This window comes from Microbulbifer guangxiensis, from assembly GCF_021729075.1.
Classification (GTDB): domain Bacteria; phylum Pseudomonadota; class Gammaproteobacteria; order Pseudomonadales; family Cellvibrionaceae; genus Microbulbifer; species Microbulbifer guangxiensis.
Genome location: NZ_JAJSAQ010000001.1, coordinates 651,541 through 668,132, shown reverse-complemented (window position 1 = coordinate 668,132; position 16,592 = coordinate 651,541). Strand labels below are relative to the sequence as shown.

Annotated in this window: 13 protein-coding genes; 11 read left to right on the top strand and 2 right to left on the bottom strand. The window is 60.5% G+C overall.

Features of this window, described 5'->3' with window-relative positions:
• Positions 1-9 precede the first annotated feature (9 nt).
• The 8 genes from LVD12_RS02930 (at position 10) to LVD12_RS02895 (ending at position 10,281) form a co-directional block, all read left to right on the top strand.
• Positions 10-1,260, top strand: coding sequence for a cyanophycinase (locus LVD12_RS02930; protein WP_237065479.1), 1,251 nt, complete (start codon positions 10-12; stop codon positions 1,258-1,260).
• 64 nt (positions 1,261-1,324) lie between these two features.
• Complete coding sequence (gene aspA, locus LVD12_RS02925) at positions 1,325-2,752, top strand: aspartate ammonia-lyase (RefSeq protein ID WP_237065478.1); 1,428 nt, start codon at positions 1,325-1,327, stop codon at positions 2,750-2,752.
• Positions 2,753-2,906: 154 nt separating this feature from the next.
• On the top strand, positions 2,907-4,256 hold the full coding sequence (locus LVD12_RS02920) for an aspartate aminotransferase family protein (RefSeq protein WP_237065477.1): 1,350 nt from the start codon (positions 2,907-2,909) through the stop codon (positions 4,254-4,256).
• A gap of 68 nt (positions 4,257-4,324) precedes the next feature.
• Positions 4,325-5,710: a glutamine synthetase family protein gene (locus LVD12_RS02915; protein ID WP_237065476.1), complete on the top strand. Its 1,386-nt coding sequence runs from the start codon at positions 4,325-4,327 to the stop codon at positions 5,708-5,710.
• Between the two features lie 328 nt (positions 5,711-6,038).
• Complete coding sequence (locus tag LVD12_RS02910; RefSeq protein ID WP_237065475.1) at positions 6,039-6,890, top strand: OmpW/AlkL family protein; 852 nt, start codon at positions 6,039-6,041, stop codon at positions 6,888-6,890.
• 177 nt (positions 6,891-7,067) lie between these two features.
• Positions 7,068-8,405: a glycosyltransferase family 4 protein gene (locus LVD12_RS02905; protein WP_237065474.1), complete on the top strand. Its 1,338-nt coding sequence runs from the start codon at positions 7,068-7,070 to the stop codon at positions 8,403-8,405.
• Positions 8,405-9,175 (top strand): class I SAM-dependent methyltransferase, encoded by a 771-nt coding sequence (locus LVD12_RS02900; RefSeq protein ID WP_237065473.1) that lies wholly within the window; start codon positions 8,405-8,407, stop codon positions 9,173-9,175. Before LVD12_RS02905 ends, LVD12_RS02900 begins: the two co-directional genes overlap by 1 nt.
• On the top strand, positions 9,172-10,281 hold the full coding sequence (locus LVD12_RS02895; RefSeq protein ID WP_237065472.1) for a prenyltransferase/squalene oxidase repeat-containing protein: 1,110 nt from the start codon (positions 9,172-9,174) through the stop codon (positions 10,279-10,281). Before LVD12_RS02900 ends, LVD12_RS02895 begins: the two co-directional genes overlap by 4 nt.
• Here LVD12_RS02895 and LVD12_RS02890 read toward each other — a convergent pair.
• On the bottom strand, positions 10,210-10,827 hold the full coding sequence (locus LVD12_RS02890; protein ID WP_237065470.1) for a class I SAM-dependent methyltransferase: 618 nt from the start codon (positions 10,825-10,827) through the stop codon (positions 10,210-10,212). The two genes, LVD12_RS02895 and LVD12_RS02890, sit on opposite strands and share 72 nt — an antisense overlap.
• Before the next feature lie 127 nt (positions 10,828-10,954).
• On the opposite strand from LVD12_RS02890, the gene LVD12_RS02885 reads away from it, so the two are divergent.
• Together LVD12_RS02885 and LVD12_RS02880 are read left to right on the top strand one after the other, a co-directional pair.
• Positions 10,955-11,677 (top strand): acyltransferase, encoded by a 723-nt coding sequence (locus tag LVD12_RS02885; protein WP_237065468.1) that lies wholly within the window; start codon positions 10,955-10,957, stop codon positions 11,675-11,677.
• A gap of 36 nt (positions 11,678-11,713) precedes the next feature.
• Positions 11,714-12,223: a shikimate kinase gene (locus LVD12_RS02880; protein ID WP_237065467.1), complete on the top strand. Its 510-nt coding sequence runs from the start codon at positions 11,714-11,716 to the stop codon at positions 12,221-12,223.
• Between the two features lie 42 nt (positions 12,224-12,265).
• On the opposite strand, the gene LVD12_RS02875 is transcribed toward LVD12_RS02880, so the two are convergent.
• On the bottom strand, positions 12,266-12,736 hold the full coding sequence (locus LVD12_RS02875) for an Lrp/AsnC family transcriptional regulator (RefSeq protein WP_069948238.1): 471 nt from the start codon (positions 12,734-12,736) through the stop codon (positions 12,266-12,268).
• Between the two features lie 288 nt (positions 12,737-13,024).
• On the opposite strand from LVD12_RS02875, the gene LVD12_RS02870 reads away from it, so the two are divergent.
• Positions 13,025-16,579, top strand: coding sequence for an indolepyruvate ferredoxin oxidoreductase family protein (locus LVD12_RS02870; protein ID WP_237065465.1), 3,555 nt, complete (start codon positions 13,025-13,027; stop codon positions 16,577-16,579).
• Positions 16,580-16,592 lie beyond the last annotated feature (13 nt).

Sequence of the window (16,592 nt, the reverse complement as noted above, 5' to 3'; positions counted from 1 at the left end):
ATTGCAACAATGAGATTACTGGTTTCCAAATTCATCGTTTTTGTGTCGCTCGCGCTGATTGCCTGCGAAGGGTATTCGGCCGGCAAGTTGATGATCGTCGGCGGGGCATTGCGCAGTGATAACGAGGCCGTGTATCGCGAATATATCGATGCGATTCCTTCGCGCTGGGCAGATGTGGCCATTGTGCCCGCCGCCTCCGGGCGCCCGGCCCACTATGCCCGTCAATTCGAGCAGGACCTGCGCAACTTCGGTTTCGAGGGAGAAATCCTTATTCTGCCGGTGGCGGTCAAGGATGATGGTTCCACCGGGGACGTCGATGAAAGCACCTGGTCCAGGGGTGCCTATGATCCGCAGGTGGTAGCAAAGCTCAAAACCGTTGGGGGTATCTGGTTTGTGGGCGGCGACCAGACTCGTATTACTGACACTCTGGTGCAGGAAGATGGGTCTGATTCGCCGCTGTTGGCGGCAATCCGCAACCGCCTGGCAAAGGGCGGTATTGTCGGCGGGACCAGTGCCGGTGCCGCCATCATGAGCAGCCCGATGATCGCCGCTGGTGACTCTCTCAGTGCACTGACCGAGCCACGGGCGGAAAACTATGCCGGCATGCAGTCACAGGAATCCGGCCAGCTGATGGTCAAAGGTGGTCTCGGGTTCCTCGATGCGGGCCTGGTGGATCAGCATTTTGACCGTAAGAGCCGCCTGGGCCGCCTGATACGGGCGCTGGAGCCGCCATTGGCCAGGGACATGCGCCGGGGTTACGGCATCGATGAGGATACCGCGGTGCTGGCCGATCTCGATACGGGTGAAATGAAGGTCCTGGGTCGCGGCACTCTGGTGCTGGTGGATGCTCGCGAGGCGGATTTCGCTGAAGACAGTCCGCGCTTTGCGGTGAAAAATCTCTCACTCTCCATTTTGAGCGAGGGCGATCGCTACAACTGGCAGACCGGCAAAATGAACCTGGATGGTGCGGCCACCGTCGGCAAAGAGGCGTTTGGCTATACCGCAGAACAGGGTGCCGGCCTGACCCAGCCCAATGGCCGCCTCGACCACCTGCTGGGGTTCTCGCTGCTGGATAACAGTGATACTGCGGAGTTGCGCCGTTACGCGTTTGCCGAGAACGGGCCCGGGGTGCTGTTCCGTTTTGAGCAGACAGGGGACAGCCAGGGGTTCTGGCGCTACGGTTCCGGCACCAAGGATCAGTACTCGATCCAGAACGTGCGTCTGTCCATCGAGCCGGTAACGGTCAGTATCAAACAGTAAACGCTCTTCCTGGGACGTGCGTCCGCACGTCCCTTTCCCCGACCTCTGTCAATTGGACATGGCTATGAATGATTCCGCCCTGTATCGCGTGGAAAAGGATCTGCTGGGCGAGCGAAAAGTGCCAGCGGCGGTGTATTACGGTGTGCAGACGTTACGTGCGCTGGAAAACTTCAACATCAGTGGTATCCCCATCAGCCATTTTCCCGACCTGGTGACCGCCCTGGCGATGGTCAAGAAGGCCTGCTCCAGGGCCAACCGGGATCTCGGCAAGCTGGAACAGGCACAGGCAGATGCTATTGCCAGAGCGTGCGATGAAATCATCGCAGGTGAGCTGCATAGCGAGTTCTGTGTCGACATGATCCAGGGTGGTGCCGGCACATCCACCAATATGAACAGTAACGAGGTGATCGCAAACCGGAGCCTCGAGCTGCTGGGCCAAAACCGTGGCGAGTATGAATACCTGCATCCCAATATTCACGTGAACATGTCCCAGTCCACCAATGACGTCTATCCCACCGCGCTGCGCCTGGCGATGATTTTCGGGCTTCAGCAGCTGGAGCACTCGACCGCGGCATTGCGGGAGTCACTGGCCGAAAAAGGACTGGAGTTCCGCGCGGTCCTGAAAATGGGACGAACACAGTTGCAGGATGCGGTACCCATGTCCCTGGGGCAGGAGTTCAGTGCCTTCGCCACCACCATTGGTGAGGAGGTGTCGAGGCTGCGGGAGATGGCGGCGTTGCTGATGGAGGTCAACTTGGGTGGTACTGCCATTGGTACCGGCCTGAATACCGAGGCGGAGTACCGGGACCTGGCCATTGCCCACCTGCGTGAGGTTAGCGGAGTACCGCTGGCGCCCGCCGAAGACCTGGTAGAGGCGACTTCGGACATGGGCGGTTTCGTCCTTCTCTCGGGCATGCTCAAGCGCACGGCGATCAAACTTTCCAAGATCTGCAACGACCTGCGCCTGCTCTCATCCGGACCCCGTTGCGGATTCAACGAAATCAACCTGCCCCAGCGGCAGCCAGGCTCTTCCATCATGCCCGGCAAGGTGAATCCGGTCATTCCGGAGGCGGTCAATCAGGTGGCATTCACCGTTATCGGCAACGATACCGCCATCACCATGGCCGCGGAGGCGGGGCAGCTGCAGCTGAACGTAATGGAGCCGCTGATCGGTTACAAGCTACTGGAATCGATCCGCTATCTGGGTGCAGCGATGGAGTCCCTGAGGCGCGACTGCGTGGTCGGTATTACTGCCAACGAGGCGGTATGCCGCAGTTACCTTGAGCGGAGCATCGGGCTGGTCACGGCCCTGAATCCCTATCTCGGATACGGCAAGACCACCACCATTGCCCAGCGGGCGCTGGAGACGGGGCGCAGCGTGGCAGAGCTGGTCATCGAGGAGCAGTTGATGACGCCCGAAGAGCTGGAGAAACTGCTGCGACCGGAGGCGATGCTGGGCCCGGTTCTGCGGGAGGGGAAAGTGCTCGCCTGACCTTAAAGTTTCATCCACCGGCTCGATAGATCTTGCGCTCGAAGCGGGGTCACCCCTAAAATGTGATCACAAATTTGGAGGTACCCCGTGCAGGCCTGAGCCAAGGCCCGGCCGAATCGGCGCGTATCTCTACCGATAAAGCCAGGAGCGAGAGATGAACAAGAGTCAACTGCTACAACAAGACCGCGAGCACCTGCTGCACCCCTTCACCGACTTCCATGACCTGGGCAAGCAGGGCACCCGGGTAATCACCAACGCCGACGGTGCCTATATCACCGATATCGACGGCCACCGCATGCTCGACGGCATGTCCGGTCTCTGGTGCTGTAACCTCGGCTACAGCCGTACCGAGATTGCCGACGCAATTTACGAGCAGCTGAAGACCCTGCCGTTCTACAACAGCTTCTTCCAGTGCACCACCATTCCGTCCATCGAGCTGGCCGATGCCCTGGCTGAAGTGACGCCGGCAGGCATGAACAATGTCTTCTTTACCGGTTCCGGTTCCGAGGCCAACGATACCAACCTGCGTATCATCCGCCGCTACTGGGACCTGAAAGAACAGCCCCAGAAGCGCATTGTCATCTCCCGCAAAAATGCCTACCACGGCTCCACCATCGGTGGTGCCAGCCTGGGCGGCATGAGCGGTATGCATAAACAGTTCCAGGCCCTGGACTACATCACGCACATCCAGCAGCCATACTGGTTCGCCGAAGGTGGTGACATGTCTCCCGAGGAGTTCGGTGTGCACGCCGCCCGCTGCCTAGATGAGAAAATTCAGGAGCTGGGTCCCGACAATGTGGCCGCCTTTATCGCCGAGCCAATCCAGGGTGCCGGTGGCGTGATCATTCCGCCGGAGACCTACTGGCCGGAAGTGAAGAAAGTGCTGGCCAAGTACGACATCCTGCTGGTGATGGACGAGGTCATCTTCGGCTTCGGCCGCACCGGTGAGTGGTTCGGTGCAGACTACTACGGTCTCAAGCCCGACCTGATGACCTTCGCCAAGGCGGTGACCAACGGCTACTTCCCGCTGGGCGGTACCATGGTCAGTGACCGTGTGGCAGAGGTGATCAAGGCCAAGGGTGGTGAGTTCACCCACGGCTATACCTACTCTGCGCACCCGGCGGCCTGTATGGCTGGCCTGGCGACCCTCAATATCCTGCGCAACGACAAGATCATCGACAACGTGCGTGACAACACTGGTCCCTACCTGGCCAAGCGCTGGGCGGAGCTGGCGGATCACCCGATCGTCGGTGAGGCGCGCAGCCTGGGCATGGTTGGTGCCCTGGAGCTGGTCAAGGACAAGGGCAGCCGCGCCCGCTTTGATGACAAGTGCACCGCCGGCGGCGTCTGCCGCGACATGAGCATCAAGAACGGTCTGGTGATGCGCGCCACCGGTGACACCATGATCATCGCGCCGCCGCTGATCATCACCACCGAGCAGGTGGACGAGCTGGTGGAAAAAGCGCACCGGGCGCTGGATGATACTGCCAAGGCTCTGGCGTAGAATGGCTGAATGCGGGCACCGCCGGTGCCCGCATTGCGTTATGGCAAGTAAAAATTCCCGGGCAATGTATGTCATTACAACAAAAATTTTCCCCTTCCCCTGAAGTCCTCAGTGAGTCCCAGACCTTCCTGGAGGAGCACCCCGATCTCAAGTGGGTCGAGGGTTTCGTGTTCGATATCAACGGTATTCCCCGCGGCAAGTGGTTACCGGCAGATTCTGCGGAAAAACTGCTGGGTGGGGGGCTGCAGATGCCGCGTAGCGCGGTGAGCCTCGATGTCTGGGGCCGTGACATCGAAGACAGCCCGCTGGTGTTTGCCAGCGGTGACAGCGACGGTGTCTGTGTCCCCGTCTCCCCCCTGTCTGAAGCTCCGTGGCACCGGGAGAAGACGGCGCAGCTGCACATGCAGCTTTTCGAAGCAGACGGCTCACCGCTCTATGCCGATCCGCGGACCCAGTTGCAGCGCGTGGTCAAGCGCCTGGAAGAGCTGGGTTACCGGGCGGTGGTGGCAACCGAGTTGGAGTTCTACCTGCTGCGGGAGGATGTGGATCACCTGGCGCGCCCGCGTCCGGTGAGTGACAACGACGCCGAGCTGGTACCGTCCACGGATGTCTACGACCTTTCCGAGCTGGATGCCCAGCGCCACTTCTTTACCGATGTGCGCACCGCCTGTGAGGCCCAGGGGATCCCGGCGGATTCTATCCTCTCGGAGTGCGCCCCGGGCCAGTTCGAGATCAACCTCCTGCACTGTGACGATCCGGTGAAGGTGGCCGACCAGACGTTGCTGTTCAAGCACCTGCTCAAAGGCGTGGCGCGAAGCCACGGGCTGCGGGTGAGCACCATGGCCAAGCCTTTTGGTGACCAGGCCGGCAATGGCATGCACGTGCACATGAGCCTGGTGGATGCCGAAGGCAACAATGTTTTCGACGATGGCACGGATGAGGGCTCCGAGCTGTTGCGTCAGGCTGCTGCCGGCATGCTGGCAACGGCTAACGATGCGATGGCATTTTTTGCGCCGCACTCCAATTCTTACCGGCGCTTCCAGGAGAGCTCCCATGCCCCCCTGAACCTTTGCTGGGGTTACGACAATCGCACCACCACCCTGCGGGTGCCGGCAAGCCCGCCGGCGGCGCGCCGTATCGAGCACCGGATAGCCGGCGCCGATGTGAACCCCTACCTGGTGCTGGCGGCCATCCTCAGCGGGGTCTGCTATGGTCTGGAGAACCGCCTGGAAGCCCCGGCGCCGGTGTCGGGGGATGCCTACCAGGTCGAAAGCGACCAGCTGGTGAACACCTGGAGCGGTGCGCTGCGGCGGTTCGAGCAGAGCCCTATCTGGCAGAAGTACCTGGATCCGCGCTTTATCGAGCTCTTCCTTCTTCTTAAGCGCCAGGAGCTACTGGAGATCGCCTCCCGGGTGACAGACGTGGAGTACCAGAGTTACCTGCACCGGGTGTGATTTGCAGCCCTGCCGGGTTGCGCACTGGTCCTAAAAAACCTGCGCGACCCGATGGCTTTGGCGTCAGGATGGCGAGCGCGGAGTAAACCTCTGCTATACCTAAGGTTAAGCGCAGTGGCGCTTACGACTCTCCTCCTGAAAGTGTGTTCGAGAAACCTGGCCCGCCTCTTGGCGGGCATTTTTTTTGGTTGCTATTTTTCTGACAGAATTTTTTCCTTTCCCTGGCCTGTCTATTAGTCGAGCCTTGCTTGAATTCAAAAAACCCTGCCTATACTGAAGTAACCGCGACTGCGGCGAAGGAGCGATTTAGCGTTACAAGGAGTTACCCATGAGATTCAAGCCTCTCATCATTCCCATGGCCGTGGCGGGTTTAGCCGGCCTCGCCGCTCAGTCCGCGCTTGCGGGCCCCTCTGGTTACCCCGTCATGCAGCCGACCCCGCCTGTTTGGGGCGCAGGTACTTTTGCTGTGCGCGTGGGGGCGGCCTATGTCGATCCCGATGAAGACGGCGTGGGCAACGTCATCACGACTTTCGTCGACGATCCCTTGACGGAAGATGTGATCGAGGAGATCCCCCTGGATGTGGGGGCATTTGTCGGCCTGGATGATGATACCAGCTGGTTTATCAACGCCACTTACGTCTTCATGGATCACTGGGCGGTCGAGCTGTACCACGCCAATGATGTCAGTTTTGAAGGCGGGTTGTTCTCGGATGCCTTCTTTGATGGCGAACTCATCGGTGAATTTGGTCAAGACCTCGGTGATTTCGATTCGTACTTCACCAGTTTCTTCGTGGACTGGTATTTCCTGGACCCGACCTGCCTGTGGCAGCCCTATGTGGGCCTGGGTGTGAATTACACCGATATCGAAGAGCAGTTCATCCGTCCGGTCTTCAACAACGACAATCGCTGGGGTGCTGGCAAGATCGGCTTTGGTAGCGACTTCAGCTGGACCGCCCAGGTCGGTGTCGATGTGGTGCTGGGTCGCGAGAGTAACTGGGTGATCAACGCATCAGCCATGTACGTGGACTCCTCACCGGAGTTCTCAATCGGCTTCGACACGGAAACCGATCTGCCAGGTTTCGAGGATCCGGTGGTGACCCCGGTGCGGATACGCAATGAGGACCTGAGTCTGGACCCGTGGATCTTTAATCTGGGCGTCGGCTATAAGTTCAGTTTCTGACCTGAGGCATTCGCAGTTCCGAGAGCGAGAGCGCATTTTGCGCTCTCGCTTTTTTGTGCTCTGCTTGCGGAGGGTTTCGCATGAAGGTTGGACGGATTCCGCCTAGCAGTCACTGTCGGGCCGGTGTATTCTTTGGTTTCACCCGCCAATGCAGAACAGTAACGACACGGGGAAGCCATGACCGCCCTGGGGAATTTTGCCGACGGTCCCATCGCCGCTGAAACGCGGCCCTTGCGTATCTGCCTGCTCGGTTACCGCAGCCACCCCTATTGTGGGGGGCAGGGCGTCTACCTGCACTATCTCAGCAAGGCCCTGGTGGATGCGGGGCACGAAGTGGACGTCATCTCCGGCCAGCCCTATCCCCAGTTGGATCCCCGGGTCAATCTCATCAAGATGCCGGGGCTCAACCTGTTCGAATGCGAAAACCCGACCCGGGCATTGCGCTGGCGGCACCTGCTTTCCTGGACCGATTTCTTCGAGTGGTGGAGCAAACTCACCGGCGGCTTTGCAGAACCCTATACCTTCGGTCGCCGGGTGGCCAGGTACCTGCACAGGCATGGACAGCGATACGACATCGTGCATGACAACCAGTGCCTCGCCTACGGCCTTCTCGACATCGAGCGCATGGGACTGCCGGTTGTTGCGACCATCCACCATCCCATCACCCGTGATCGCCAGCTGGCGCTGGATGCGGCGCCGGACTGGCGCTACCGGTTGCTGGTGCGTCGCTGGCACAACTTCCTGCACATGCAGACCCGGGTTGCCCGGCGCCTGCGCAACATCGTCACTGTCTCGGAGCAGTCGCGCCGGGATATCGTCGAGCAGTTCGGGGTGCGGCCCGAGCGGATCAGCCTCGTACACAACGGTATCGACACCACACTGTTTCGCCCCCGGCCGGACATCGAGCCGCGTCCGTTCCGTATCATGACCACAGCCTCGGCCGATCAGCCGCTCAAGGGACTGCGCTTTCTGCTCGAGGCCGTGGCGGGGCTGCGAAAGGAAATCCCTGGTGTGGAACTTCTGGTCGTGGGGAGCCTGCAGGAGGGCGGCGATACCGAAGCGTTGCTGGAGCGTTTGCAGTTGCGTGACTGTGTGCAGTTCGTCAGTGGTATCTCCAATGAAGACATGGTGAATTTTTACGCCCAGGCCGCGGTTGTGGCCTGTCCATCGCTCTACGAGGGCTTCGGCTTGCCGGCCGGGGAGGCCATGGCCTGCGGGGTGCCGGTGGTTTCCACTGATGGGGGTGCGCTGCCCGAGGTGGTCGGCGATGCGGGCATCGTGGTTCCTGCCGGCGACAGCGATGCGCTGGCCGGGGCACTGCGCCAGTTGCTAAGGGACGCGGACCTGCGGGCCCGGTTGGGTGATCGGGGCAGGGCGCGTATCTTGCAGCAGTTCTCCTGGAAGCTCGCTGCCGAGCAGCTCACGCGCTATTACCGTGGATTGATAGAGGGGGCACCTGAGGCAGTCCCCGGGCGGCAGCCGGCCGGGCAGGTCGATTCCGCGGAGGCTGCCTGATGATAACCGTGGATCCCTTTCACCTGAAGTTACAAGCCGGCCAGCGGGTGCTGGACCTGGGATGTGGTGAGGGCCGACATGCCATCCATCTGTGGCTCACGGATGCGGTGGAAGTGTTTGGCGTGGACCTGAATATCAAGGATGTGGCAACTGCGTCGGAACGGGCCCAACCGTTCGCCGAGAGCGGCCAGGTGGCCGGACGTTTGTTGCTGAGTGTGGCAGACGGCATGGCACTGCCGTTTGCTGACGACACTTTCGATGTGGTGATCTGCTCTGAGGTGCTGGAGCACATCGAGGACTACCAGCCAGTGCTGGCGGAAATCGATCGCGTATTGAAGCCCGCGGGCATCTTTGCCGCCAGTGTGCCCAGTTTCTTCCCCGAGTGGGTCTGCTGGCAGCTCAGTGAGGAATACCACCAGGTAGAGGGTGGCCATGTCCGTATTTTCCGGGAGCGCCAGTTGCGGGGCAGTATCGAATCCCTCGGGCACCGTTTTTTTGCCCGTCACCGGGCCCATGCACTGCACGCACCCTACTGGTGGTTGAAATGCCTTTTCTGGCGCCGACCGGAGTCACGACTCGTGGCTGCCTACCACCGCCTGTTGGTGTGGGACCTGATGGAAAGGCCGCGGCTCACCCGCTGGCTGGAAAAGCTGCTGAATCCGCTGCTGGGTAAAAGTACCGTGCTCTACTTCGTCAAGCCACCGCAATCCGCGGTCGAAGCATCAGCCGGCGGGGAAATCACACCCAACTCAGTGGAGGCCACCGCGTGACCGAACCTGCGGCCGTAACTGCGGTGCCCCTGTTTCCGGAATCATTCCTGCGATCGAGCGCGGACTACATTCTGTCCCAGCAGCTGCCGGACGGCATGATCCCGTGGTTCCGGGGGCACTACGCCGACCCCTGGGATCACGTGGAAGCCGCCATGGGGCTCACCATTGCCGGTGAATGGGAGGCGGCAAAGCGGGCCTACCGGTGGCTCGCGGCAAACCAGCTTGAGGATGGAAGCTGGTGGGCGGCCTACAAGGACGGCGCAGTGCAGGACCGCGAGCGCCGGGAAACCAATTTCGTCGCTTATGTGGCGACTGGCGTCTGGCACCATTACCTGGTGAGTGGTGATCGGAGCTTCCTGCAGTCGCTGTGGCCAACCGTGCAGCGGGCAATCGACTTTGTCCTCTCGCTGCAGACAGAAGAAGGCGATATTCACTGGGCCGTGGATGAGCACGGTGCTCCCATGAAGGATGCGCTGGTTACCGGCTGCTCGTCCATTTTCAAGAGCCTGGAATGCGCCGTGCAAATCGCCGAGACGCTTGACCAGCCACGTTCCGACTGGCAGAGCGCACATCAGCATCTGGGGAGCGCACTGCGTTCCAAGCCTTACCGTTTTGACCGCACATGGGAGAGCAAGGCCCGCTTCTCCATGGACTGGTTCTACCCGGTGTTGACCGGGGTTTTCCGTGGCAGCGAGGCCCGGGCCCGGATCGGGGCACGTTGGGATGAATTTGTCGTGGCAGGCCTGGGATGCCGCTGTGTCAATGATGAGCCCTGGGTGACGGTGGCCGAGTCCTGTGAGCTGACCATGGCCCTGCTGGCGGCAGGTGATAGAAAGCGGGCGGCAAACCTCTACCGCGGCCTGCACCGCTGGGCTGACAGTGACGGCGGCTACTGGACCGGATACGTCTACCCCGATCGGGCGATCTGGCCGGAAGAGAAAACAACCTGGACAGTGGGGGCCATGCTGCTGGCGGCCGATGCGCTGGCAGACCTGACGCCGGCCAGCGCATTATTTACCGGTGGCAGCACGGTTTCAGATGCGGCGAAGGATACCGAGGGTGTCGACCATCTCCAGCAACTCGAATTGGCCGGAAGCCAGCGCTAACTGGTAGATCTCGAACGGAGCCTGTCCACCATCGGCCGGATTGGGAAAAATATCGTGAATGGTCAGAAATCCGCCCGGCACGATATGCCGGGACCAGCAGCGGTAATCGGTCAGAGCCGCCTCGCGGGAGTGGCCGCCATCGATAAAAACCAGGCCCAGTGGTGTATTCCAGCGGCGCGCAGCAATGGCTGATGGCGCCACTACCGGAACAACAAAGTCCTCTAGTTCTGCCGCGCGTATATTGGCCCGAAAGGTGCGGAAGCTGTCCATCAGCTGTGCGCTGTTGTCGAACAGATCGGGATCGTGGTATTCCTCACCCGGCTGGTGTTCCTCGGAGCCGCGGTGGTGGTCGATGGCAAAGAGGATATTGTCGCTTTTACGGCAGGCTGAGCCGATATAGATGGAAGATTTGCCGCAGTAGCTGCCGACCTCGAGGCAGGCGCCCAGAGGTGCCGCCCGTGTTGCGAGGTGAAAAAGGGCTTCGCCCTCGCTGGCCGCGAGAAAACCTTTGATGTTGTCGATTTCGATGGGTAGTGGAACAGACATGGATAAACGAAACTCCGGCGGGTGTGCGGCAACGGTAAACCGCTACTGTGGCAAAAGCAATCGAGCCGGTACTGGTTTTCCTTCCACCCCGGGCGCCATCATCGAAATCCCGCCGGGGGCACCCTGAATGCGCAAAGACCATCGGCCCTACTGGTTGAAACACTGGCAGCTTCGCCTGAGAAAGTGGCGGGCCCGGCATTTCCTGTTGCCGCAGTTCGATGCAATCGGCTGTGAACCGGAAATCATGGATCCCGGTTCCGTGCATGTGTTCGGCAGTAACATCTGCCTGGGGAATTATCCGCACCTGATTTCAACCCCGGATAACGCTATCCGTTTCACTACTCTCGGGCATCGCGGTGGTGATGCATTCATCACCATTGGCGACTATGTGCTGATCTCCCCCGGCGTGCGTATTTCTGCAGCGGAATCCATTACCATCGGCGATGCCTGCATGATTGCTGCCAATGTCTATATCTCCGACTCCGACTGGCATGGCCTGTATAATCGCACGCGGCCATTTCGCTGCACGTCACCCGTCACGCTGGGTAACAATGTCTGGGTCGGTGACAGTGCAATTGTCTGCAAGGGGGTCTCGATCGGGGACAACTCGGTCGTCGGTGCCGGCAGCGTGGTGACCAGAAATGTGCCGGCAAACACGGTGGTTGCCGGAAATCCGGCCCGCGAGATCAAGGCCATCAATCCCCGACGACGCATGATCACCCGTGAAGCGCTGTTTGCAGATGCCTTCCGCCAGACGCGCAATATGGATGACCTGGATCGCATGCTGCTGGATGGCAATTCCATCCTCGGCTGGCTGCGCTCGGTTCTGCTCCCGCGTTCTGGAGACTAGCGGGGTGTCGTTGATGGAGAAAAGAAAAGTTAAGTAATGAACAGCAGAAAAAGTATTGTCCTGATTGGAATGCCGGGGGCCGGCAAGAGCACGGTGGGAATACTGCTGGCGAAGGAGCTGGCACTGGACTTTGTCGATACCGATGTGTTGATCCAGGCCCGCGAGGGCAAAACCCTGCAGCAGATCATGAACGAGAGCGATTATCTCAACCTGCGGCGTATCGAGGGGGAGGTGATTGCTGCTGCGGATCTGCCCGGCCATGTCATTGCCACGGGAGGCAGTGCGGTTTACAGCGAAGAGGGGATGGCCAACCTTGGTCGCTTTGGCCCCATCGTGTTCCTGGACTGCTCGGCGGCTGAGCTGCGACGGCGTATCCATAACTATGAGAGCCGTGGTATCGCCAAGGCTCCGGGCCAGTCCTTCGCCAGCCTTTTTGAGGAGCGGCAGGCGCTCTATCGAAAGTACGCCGATATCACCATTGAGTGTGACGGACGCAGCCTCCAGCAGGTGCTGGAGGCCATCTTGCGGGAGCTGGAAGCGATCTGAGTGCGGCGGTTGCCGACGCCGTTGATGTCGCAACCAGCCGGATCAGAGTGGCAGTTGCGTGGTGTACTTGACCTGCTTCAGGGCAAAGGTGGAGTTAACCGAGGCCACATTGGGCAGGTGTACCAGGGTGCGCTTCAACAGCTGTTCATAGTGGGCCACACTGTCCACCACCACGCGTAACAGGTAGTCCTTGTTCCCGCTGGTGGAGTAACACTCCACAACCTCCTGTACATCCTGCACGGCGGACTCGAAATTGTTCAGAGAGTCCTCGTCATGGTTGTGAATGGTCACGTAGCAATGTACTGTGACCCCCAAGTCGAGTTTTTGTGGGTCGAGCAGGGTCACGCGGCCACGGATGATGCCCTCGGCCTCCAGGCGTTTGATGCGGCGCCAGCAGGGTGTGTGGGAAAGTCCCACTTTGTCTCCGAGTTCCGCCATGGAATAATCGGCGTTCTCCTGCAGCGCTCGCAGAATCTTGCGGTCAAAATCGTCCAGGTCAGTCGAACGCTTCATAAAAACTCCCATCCTACACAATCTATTCTGGTCGAGATAACTGTCACAATTTTACGCGCTATGGCGTAAATAAAGCAATGCTCTATTGCTGCTAAGCATCTAGTATGAACTGACCAGTCCGTCGCGGGTGAAGGCGAGAATTATCGCTTTCTGCGACCGACGGGGGCAAGAGAGTCGCTACATAGTGGCGCTGTTCGCCCCACCCCCGGGCGTGGCAGGTAAGCCGGAAGAATAACGACCAATAGTCCGAGATCCATCGAACTAGGGAAATAACCGGAAGTTAGGTATATGAGTGAAGAAGTGCGCAAGGCGCAGCAGGTAGAGTCTCCGCGCAGGAAGCAGGTCTCTCTGGACGATCGCTACACCACCCTCAAGGGTCGTGTGCTCCTTTCAGGTATCCAGGCGCTGGTGCGCCTCCCCATCGACCAGATGCGGATGGATCGGGCCCGGGGCCTGAACACCGCCACCTTTATCTCCGGCTATCGCGGTTCGCCCCTGGGTGGGTACGACCAGCAGCTGAGCAGGGCCAAGAATCACCTGGACGAATTCAATATCCGCTTCCAGCCTGGCGTCAACGAGGAGTTGGCGGCGACTGCGGTCTGGGGTTCCCAGCAGGTGGGCCTGTTCGATGGCGCGGAGGTCGATGGTGTCTGCGGTATCTGGTATGGCAAGACCCCAGGGGTCGACCGCTCCGGTGACGCCTTCCGCCACGCCAATGCCGCCGGTTCCTCACCCAAGGGCGGCGCCCTGATCATCGCCGGCGATGACCACGGCTGTAAGTCCTCTTCCTATCCCGGCCAGTCCGAGTTTGCCTTCGTCGACATGCACATCCCGGTTCTGAATCCGGCCACCGTGCAGGAAGTGCTGGACTATGGCCATTACGGACTGGAGTTGTCCCGCTTCAGTGGTTGTTGGGTGGCCATGATTACCCTGGCGGAAAACATGGACAGCGCCTGCACCGTGGAGGTGGATCCTGACCGCGTGCAGTTTTCCTACCCGGAAGTGGAGCGCCCGGAGGGCGGCCTCAATATCCGCAAGCAGGATAACCCGCTCGAACAGGAAGAGCGCCTGTGGCGCTATAAGCGGCCGGCGGCACTGGCGTTTGCGCGCGCCAACCACCTGAACAGGGTTGTGCTGGAAAATCCGCAGGCGACGCTGGGGATCGTCAGCACCGGCAAGGCTCATCTGGACCTGATGCAGGCTCTCGAGGATATGGGCATCGACGAGCAGGGTGCCCGTGAGCTGGGTATCCGTATCCTGAAGGTGGGCATGACTTACCCACTGGATGTACCCGGTATCCAGGAATTTGCCCGCGGCCTCGATTACCTGCTGGTGCTCGAGGAGAAGCGCAGCCTGATGGAGGTGCAGCTGAAAGAGGAGCTGTACAACGTCCATCTCAAGGACCCCAATTTCCCGCGCATCATCGGCAAGGTGGATGAAAACGATCGCCCGCTGATGCCGATGTACGGTGAACTTTCGCCGGCAGTGGTGGCACAGGTACTGGGCAAGCTGCTGGGCGATCAGCTGGACGAGGGCGCCGGACACCGCCTGATGCGCCTCAACGCTCTTGCGGAAAGAATTTCCCGTCAGGCGGGTTCCAGCGTCTCGCGCCTGCCGATGTTCTGTGCCGGCTGCCCGCACAACCGTTCCACCAAGGTGCCGGAAGGCAGCCGGGCCCTGGCTGGGATTGGCTGTCACTACATGGCCCAGTGGCTCGACCGTGAGACCTACACCTTCACCCAGATGGGTGGCGAAGGTGTGAACTGGGTGGGGCAGGCGCCCTTTACCAGTGAAAAGCATGTCTTCGTCAACCTGGGTGACGGCACTTATTTCCATTCCGGCATTCTTGCCATTCGCGCGTCGGTCGCGGCGAAGGTGAACATCACCTACAAGATCCTCTTCAATGATGCCGTCGCGATGACCGGCGGCCAGCCCCACGACGGCGAACTGCATCCGGATATGATCTGTCGCCAGGTGCTCGCTGAAGGGGTGCAGAAAGTGGTGCTGGTGATGGATGACAAGAACAAGTATCACGGCGCCCTGAAGTTTCCGGCTGAAGTGGAAATCCGTCACCGCGATGATATGCCCCGGGTGATGGAAGAGCTTCGTGAAGTTCAGGGGTGTACCGTCATCATCTACGACCAGACCTGCGCAACCGAGCTGCGCAGGAAACGGAAGCGCGGGCTCGCGCCGAAGGCCGAGGGCCGGCCATTCATCAACGAGCGGGTCTGTGAAGGTTGTGGCGACTGCGTTCAGCAGTCGAGCTGTATTGCAGTAGAAAAGGTGGAGACGGCACTGGGTGACAAACGCCGCATTAACCAGACCGCCTGTAACCAGGATATGTCCTGCGTCAACGGTTTCTGTCCCTCCTTCGTTACTGTCAAAGGTGGCCGTCTGAACAAGCGTGCGGGTGTTGGCGACGTGCTGCGCACCGAGGCGGAAAAACTGGATTTACCACAGTTGCCCGGGGTCGAGCAGCCCTACAACCTGCTGGTGACCGGTGTCGGCGGCACCGGCGTGGTCACCATCGGCGCCCTGTTGGCGATGGCTGCCCATATCGAGGGCAAGGCCAGCAGCACCCTGGATCAGACCGGTCTGGCCCAGAAGGGCGGTGCGGTTTATTCCCACGTGCGCTTCGGTGCCCGCCCGGAGGATCTGAAAGCCGTGCGCATTTCCGACGGCCGCGCCGATGCGCTGATGGCCTGTGACCTGATTGCGGCGGGCAACCTGGCCGCTTGCCTGGCCAAGCTGGATGAAACCCACAGCCGCGCGGTGGTGAACACGCACCTGAGCCCCACGGCGGCTTCGGTTCTCGGTCGTGAGGACAGCCACTCGCCGCAGGCGGTGCTGGATACCATTCGTGACGCCGTACGTGAAATGGACACGGTCGAGGGGCACCGGCTCACCAGCCGGGCTTTGGGAGATACCCTTGCCGCCAATATATTCATGCTCGGTTACGCCTGGCAGAGGGGACTGCTGCCGCTGGAGCAGGCGTCACTGTTGCAGGCGATCCAGTTGAATGGCGTAGCGGTCGAGGCCAACCTGCAGGGATTCGCTGCGGGCCGCCTGGCCGCCGGCAACCGTCCTGTCCTCGACCGCCTGCTGTCTGCCGACAAGGCGGAGCAGCGCCTGCCCGAGGGATTGGAAGCGATTGTCGCCCATCGATCCGCTCACCTGAGCGGTTACCAGAACGAAGCACTGGCGGCGCGATACCGCCGACTTGTTGATCGGGTGAAATCTGCCGAGATCATCAAGGTCCCGGGCAGCGAAGCCCTGGCCGAGGTGGTGGCTCGCAATTATGCCAAGTTGCTGGCCTACAAGGATGAGTATGAGGTGGCGCGCCTGTATACCGACGGCCGCTTTATCGAGGAGTTGAAGGAAAACTTTGCCGGTGATTACACCCTGGAGTTCAACCTCGCACCGCCACTGCTGGCCCGCCATGACAAGGCGCTGGGTCGGCCGCGCAAGATGAAGTTTGGCGGCTGGATGTTCCGTGCATTCCGGGTGCTCGCCAAGCTGAAATTCCTGCGCGGCACTCCGCTGGACATCTTCGGTTATACCGCCGAGCGCAGGATGGAGCGGGGTCTGATCGCGGAATACGAAGCCCTGGTCGATCGCGTGACCGGCGCGCTCAATGCCGAAAACCATGCCGCGGCCATCGAGTTGCTCGGGTACCCGGACCTGATCCGCGGCTATGGCCCGGTCAAGGAGGAGAACCTGGTCAAGGCTCGCGACCTGCGCGACGCCGCGCTGGAGCGGTTTGAAAATCCCCGCAGTGGGGGGGGCAGTGCAGTCGGTAAAGTGGAAGTCTTCGATCCGGCCACCGCACAACAGGTAGGCTGATCCGGTCACCTGA

Bases quoted from the DNA above. Each gene is read 5' to 3' on its own strand.
- aspA (WP_237065478.1), top strand. From the start codon at position 1,325: ATGAATGATTCCGCCCTGTATCGCGTGGAAAAGGATCTGCTGGGCGAG.
- LVD12_RS02885 (WP_237065468.1), top strand. From the start codon at position 10,955: ATGCGCAAAGACCATCGGCCCTACTGGTTGAAACACTGGCAGCTTCGC.
- LVD12_RS02930 (WP_237065479.1), top strand. From the start codon at position 10: ATGAGATTACTGGTTTCCAAATTCATCGTTTTTGTGTCGCTCGCGCTG.
- LVD12_RS02900 (WP_237065473.1), top strand. From the start codon at position 8,405: ATGATAACCGTGGATCCCTTTCACCTGAAGTTACAAGCCGGCCAGCGG.
- LVD12_RS02890 (WP_237065470.1), bottom strand. From the start codon at position 10,827: ATGTCTGTTCCACTACCCATCGAAATCGACAACATCAAAGGTTTTCTC.
- LVD12_RS02875 (WP_069948238.1), bottom strand. From the start codon at position 12,736: ATGAAGCGTTCGACTGACCTGGACGATTTTGACCGCAAGATTCTGCGA.
- LVD12_RS02910 (WP_237065475.1), top strand. From the start codon at position 6,039: ATGAGATTCAAGCCTCTCATCATTCCCATGGCCGTGGCGGGTTTAGCC.
- LVD12_RS02870 (WP_237065465.1), top strand. From the start codon at position 13,025: ATGAGTGAAGAAGTGCGCAAGGCGCAGCAGGTAGAGTCTCCGCGCAGG.
- LVD12_RS02905 (WP_237065474.1), top strand. From the start codon at position 7,068: ATGACCGCCCTGGGGAATTTTGCCGACGGTCCCATCGCCGCTGAAACG.
- LVD12_RS02915 (WP_237065476.1), top strand. From the start codon at position 4,325: ATGTCATTACAACAAAAATTTTCCCCTTCCCCTGAAGTCCTCAGTGAG.
- LVD12_RS02880 (WP_237065467.1), top strand. From the start codon at position 11,714: ATGAACAGCAGAAAAAGTATTGTCCTGATTGGAATGCCGGGGGCCGGC.
- LVD12_RS02920 (WP_237065477.1), top strand. From the start codon at position 2,907: ATGAACAAGAGTCAACTGCTACAACAAGACCGCGAGCACCTGCTGCAC.